Annotated in this window: 3 protein-coding genes and 1 pseudogene; 3 read left to right on the forward strand and 1 reads right to left on the reverse strand. The window is 69.6% G+C overall.

Going from position 1 to position 5361, the window contains the following annotated elements:
• Nucleotides 1-156: 156 nt before the first annotated feature.
• On the reverse strand, nucleotides 157-1143 hold the full coding sequence (locus tag ACF061_RS30910) for a heme o synthase (protein WP_392270312.1): 987 nt from the start codon (nucleotides 1141-1143) through the stop codon (nucleotides 157-159).
• Between the two features lie 446 nt (nucleotides 1144-1589).
• Here ACF061_RS30910 and tkt point away from each other — a divergent pair, with 446 nt between their 5' ends.
• From tkt to ACF061_RS30925, 3 genes and pseudogenes are all read left to right on the forward strand, one after another.
• On the forward strand, nucleotides 1590-3677 hold the full coding sequence (gene tkt, locus ACF061_RS30915) for a transketolase (protein ID WP_392270309.1): 2088 nt from the start codon (nucleotides 1590-1592) through the stop codon (nucleotides 3675-3677).
• Between the two features lie 34 nt (nucleotides 3678-3711).
• A complete protein-coding gene (tal, locus tag ACF061_RS30920) occupies nucleotides 3712-4830 on the forward strand; it encodes a transaldolase (RefSeq protein ID WP_392270310.1) in 1119 nt (372 codons plus the stop codon).
• Between the two features lie 4 nt (nucleotides 4831-4834).
• Nucleotides 4835-5361: pseudogene (locus ACF061_RS30925) on the forward strand (glucose-6-phosphate dehydrogenase); the annotation flags it as partial.

Raw genomic sequence — 5361 nt, forward strand, 5'->3', positions numbered from 1 at the left:
GGGGGGGGGGGGGGCGGCCGGGGGGGGGGGGGGGGGGGGGCACCCCGGGGGGGGGTCCCCCGGCCCCCCTTCCCCCCCCCGGGTTCCACACACGGGCGCGGGGGGGGGGGGGGGCCGGGCCCCCCCCCCCCCGCCCGTCGGGACGCCTCTCGGGGACTACCGCAGGAAGGGGTCCACCGCCACCGCGACGAAGAGGATCGACACGTAGGTGATCGACCAGTGGAACAGCCGCATCTCCTTCAGCTTCACGCCCGTCACCTCGGCCTTGGCCCGGTTCTGCAGCCCGTGCGCCTCCCACAGCCAGAAGCCGCCGGCCGCGAGCGCCACCACCGTGTAGAACCAGCCGGTGTAGCCGAGCGGGGTCAGCAGCAGCGAGACCGCCACCATCACCCAGCTGTAGATCACGATCTGCCGGGCGACGACCTTGTTGGAGGCGATGACCGGCAGCATCGGCACGCCCACGCGGGCGTAGTCCTCCTTGACCTTCATGGACAGCGGCCAGTAGTGCGGCGGCGTCCAGAAGAACATGACGAGGAAGAGGACGACCGGCGCCCAGGACATGGAGTTGGTGACCGAGGACCAGCCGATCAGCACCGGCAGACAGCCGGCGATGCCGCCCCAGACGATGTTCTGCGACGTACGCCGCTTGAGGATCATCGTGTAGACGACGACGTAGAAGAGCAACGCCCCGAGCGACAGCCACGCGGACAGCCAGTTGACGGTGAGCCCGAACAGCAGCGTCGACACGACCGCCAGGGTGATGCCGAAGGCGAGGCACTCACGCGGGCTCACCATTCCGGTGACCAGCGGCCGCTGCGAGGTGCGGTCCATGAGCGCGTCGATGTCGCGGTCGATGTACATGTTCAGCGCGTTCGCGCCGCCCGCGGAGAGGTAGCCGCCGACGCAGGTGAGCAGCACCAGCTTCAGATTCGGCACACCCTGCTGCGCCAGGAACATCACCGGAACGGTGGTGATCAGCAGCAGCTCGATGATCCGTGGCTTGGTCAGCGCCACGAACGCCTTGACACGGGCCCCGAACGGCCGGTGGCTCGGGCTCTGGCCTGCACCGAGCAGTCCCTCCCCCAGAGCCTTAAGGGCCTGGGAGGGACCCCCAGGACGGGATTCGACGGCCGTCACGCACACCCCTGACAGAGACATCCCAGCGAGCCCTCACCCTGTGAACCTGCGGTAAAGGCTCGCGCGTACCACGCCACTGTAGACGTTGCCCAGACCCGGGCATTCGCGGGGGTCGGGTCGTGTTGGCCGCACCCCGGGCGCGGGGCCGCCGTGGCGGGCGCCCGAACGCCGCGGGGCGGGTCCCCGAACGCCGGGAGAACACTGTTCCGACGGGCGCGCGAGAGCTCGATTGAGCGATCGGATGAGCGGTTCCTTATTCAGTTGCCGAATAGGCTCCGGCCCAGTTGCCATGCGGATTTCGAAGAGTCCGGGCACTCTTGAATGACTCGAAAAAATGCACGTCTTTACGAGGGTAGGCTCGACAACCGCCGGCCTCCGACGAGAACGCCGGCAGCCGGTGCACGGGCACGTGCGCCGGCATCCGATCATGTGGAGAGGAGCCCTGAACCAGGGTGAGCACCAAGCCGACCACCACAGACCTCGAGTGGACCGAATTGGACCAGCGTGCGGTGGACACCGCGCGTGTCCTGGCCGCCGATGCCGTACAGAAGGTCGGCAACGGCCATCCGGGTACGGCCATGAGCCTGGCTCCTGCCGCCTACACCCTGTTCCAGAAGGTGATGCGGCACGACCCGGCCGACCCGCAGTGGGTGGGGCGCGACCGTTTCGTGCTGTCCGCCGGGCACTCGTCCCTGACCCTCTACACCCAGCTCTACCTGGCCGGTTTCGGCCTGGAGCTGGACGACCTGAAGGCCTTCCGCACCTGGGGCTCGAAGACGCCGGGTCACCCGGAGTACGGCCACACGGTCGGCGTGGAGACCACCACCGGCCCGCTCGGCCAGGGCGTCGCCAACGCGGTGGGCATGGCGATGGCCGCCCGCTACGAGCGCGGTCTGTTCGACCCGGAGGCCGCGGCCGGCGAGTCCCCGTTCGACCACTTCATCTACTGCATCGCCGGTGACGGCTGCCTCCAGGAGGGCATCTCGGCCGAGGCGTCCTCGCTGGCCGGCCACCAGAAGCTGGGCAACCTGATCCTGCTGTGGGACGACAACCACATCTCGATCGAGGGCGACACCGAGACGGCCGTCTCGGAGGACACCGCTCTGCGTTACGAGGCCTACGGCTGGCACGTGCAGCGCGTGGCGCCCAAGGCCGACGGCGACCTGGACCCGCAGGCGATCTACGCGGCCGTCCAGGAGGCCAAGGCCGTCACCGACCGGCCGTCCTTCATCGCGATGCGCTCGATCATCGCCTGGCCGGCCCCCAACGCGCAGAACACCGAGGCCGCGCACGGCTCGGCGCTGGGCGACGAGGAGGTCGCGGCCACCAAGCGGGTGCTCGGCTTCGACCCGGAGAAGAGCTTCGAGGTCGGCGACGAGGTCATCGGCCACACCCGGGGCGCGCTGGAGCGCGGCCGGCAGGCCCGGGCCGAGTGGGAGAAGTCCTTCCAGGCCTGGCGCGAGGCCAACGCCGAGCGCGCCGCCGAGTACGACCGCATCGCGGCGGCCGAGCTGCCCACCGGCTGGGACGAGAAGATCCCGGTGTTCGAGGCGGGCAAGTCCGTCGCCACCCGTGCCGCCTCCGGCAAGGTGCTCCAGGCGCTCGGCGAGGTCGTCCCCGAGCTGTGGGGCGGCTCCGCCGACCTGGCCGGCTCGAACAACACCACCATCGACAAGACGTCGTCCTTCCTGCCCGCCGGCAACCCGCTGCCCGAGGCGGACCCCTACGGGCGCACCATCCACTTCGGCATCCGCGAGCACTCGATGGGCGCGGAGCTGAACGGCATCACGCTGCACGGCAACACCCGCGTCTACGGCGGCACCTTCCTGGTCTTCTCCGACTACATGCGCAACGCCGTGCGCCTGTCCGCGCTGATGCACCTGCCGGTGACGTACGTGTGGACGCACGACTCCATCGGCCTCGGCGAGGACGGCCCCACCCACCAGCCGGTCGAGCACCTGGCCTCGCTGCGCGCCATCCCGGGCCTGAACGTGGTCCGCCCGGCCGACGCCAACGAGACCGCGATCGCCTGGCGCGAGATCCTCCGGCGCTGGACGAAGGAGTACGGCAAGGGCGCCCCGCACGGTCTGGCGCTGACCCGTCAGGGCGTGCCGACCTACGAGCCCGACGACAACGCGGCGAAGGGCGGCTACGTCCTGTTCGAGGCCGAGGGCGGCGAGCCGCAGGTGATCCTGATCGCCACCGGTTCCGAGGTGCACGTGGCCGTCGAGGCGCGTGAGCGGCTCCAGGCCGATGGGGTGCCGACCCGCGTGGTGTCGATGCCGTCGGTGGAGTGGTTCGAGGAGCAGGACCAGGGGTACCGGGAGAGCGTGCTGCCCCCGGCCGTCAGGGCGCGCGTGGCCGTCGAGGCAGGCGTGGGACTCACCTGGCACAAGTACGTGGGCGACGCGGGCCGGATTGTCTCCCTTGAGCACTTCGGTGCTTCGGCCGATGCGAAGGTCCTGTTCCGCGAGTTCGGTTTCACCGCCGAGAACGTGGCCGCCAAGGCCCGGGAATCCCTCGCCGACGCCCAGCGCTGACGCTCGTATACGACACGTAGGAGATGTAATTTCCATGACAGACGCACTCAAGCGCCTCTCCGATGAAGGCGTCGCGATCTGGCTGGACGACCTGTCGCGCAAGCGGATCACGTCCGGCAACCTCGCAGAGCTGATCGACCAGCAGCACGTCGTGGGCGTCACCACCAACCCGACGATCTTCCAGAAGGCCATCTCGCAGGGCGACGGGTACGACCAGCAGCTGTCGGACCTGGCCGCCCGCAGGGTGACCGTCGAAGAGGCCATCCGCATGATCACCACGGCGGACGTCCGGGACGCCGCCGACATCCTGCGCCCCGTCTTCGACGCCACCGACGGCCAGGACGGCCGGGTCTCCATCGAGGTCGACCCGCGTCTCGCGCACAACACCAAGGCGACGGTCGCCGAGGCCCGCCAGCTCGCCTGGCTGGTGGACCGGCCGAACACGCTGATCAAGATCCCGGCCACCGAGGCGGGTCTGCCGGCCATCGCCGAGACCATCGGCAACGGCATCAGCGTCAACGTCACGCTGATCTTCTCGCTGGAGCGCTACCGCAAGGTCATGGACGCCTTCCTGACCGGTCTGGAGAAGGCCAAGGAGCGCGGCCTGGACCTGTCGAAGATCCACTCGGTGGCGTCCTTCTTCGTCTCCCGCGTGGACACCGAGATCGACCGGCGCATCGACGAGATGGGCACCGACGAGGCCAAGGCGCTGCGCGGCAAGGCGGGCGTGGCCAACGCGCGGCTCGCCTACCAGGCGTACGAGGAGGTCTTCTCCTCGGACCGCTGGGACGCGCTGGAGAACGCGGGCGCCAACAAGCAGCGTCCGCTGTGGGCCTCCACCGGTGTGAAGGACAAGGCGTACAAGGACACCATGTACGTCGAGGAACTGGTCGCGCCGAACACGGTGAACACCATGCCGGAGGCCACCCTGGAGGCCACCGACGACCACGGCGAGATCCGTGGCGACGCCGTCGGCGGCACCTACGAGCAGGCCCGTGCCGACATCGACGCGCTGGAGCGGATCGGGATCTCCTACGACGAGGTCGTCCAGGTCCTGGAGGACGAGGGCGTCGACAAGTTCGAGGGCTCCTGGAACGACCTGCTGAAGTCGACCGAGGCGGAGCTGGAGCGCCTCGCACCGGCGGAGGGCTGACACCTTGTCGAGCAGCAATCCGCTGCGTGACCCCGCAGACCGACGGCTCCCGCGCATCGCGGGGCCGTCGGGCCTGGTCATCTTCGGCGTCACGGGCGACCTGTCCCGCAAGAAGCTGATGCCCGCCGTCTACGACCTGGCCAACCGGGGTCTGCTGCCGCCGGGCTTCTCGCTCGTCGGTTTCGCCCGCCGCGACTGGGAGCACGAGGACTTCGCGCAGGTCGTGCACGACGCCGTCAAGGAGCACGCGCGCACGCCGTTCCGCGAGGAGGTCTGGCAGCAGCTCAGCCAGGGCATGCGGTTCGTGCAGGGCACCTTCGACGACGACGAGGCGTTCGAGCGGCTGCGCCAGACGATCGAGGAGCTGGACAAGGCGCAGGGCACGGGCGGGAACTTCGCGTTCTACCTGTCGGTGCCGCCGAAGTCGTTCCCCGTGGTCATCCAGCAGTTGCGCAAGCACCGTCTGGCCGAGCAGACGGGCGGTTCCTGGCGGCGCGCGGTCATCGAGAAGCCGTTCGGCCACGACCTGAG

Source organism: Streptomyces sp. NPDC015220 (genome assembly GCF_043079345.1).
In the GTDB taxonomy this organism is placed as follows: Bacteria; Actinomycetota; Actinomycetes; order Streptomycetales; family Streptomycetaceae; genus Streptomyces.

What these genes read in the sequence shown, in the direction of transcription:
- tal (WP_392270310.1), top strand. Translation starts at nt 3,712, where the DNA reads ATGACAGACGCACTCAAGCGCCTCTCCGATGAAGGCGTCGCGATCTGG.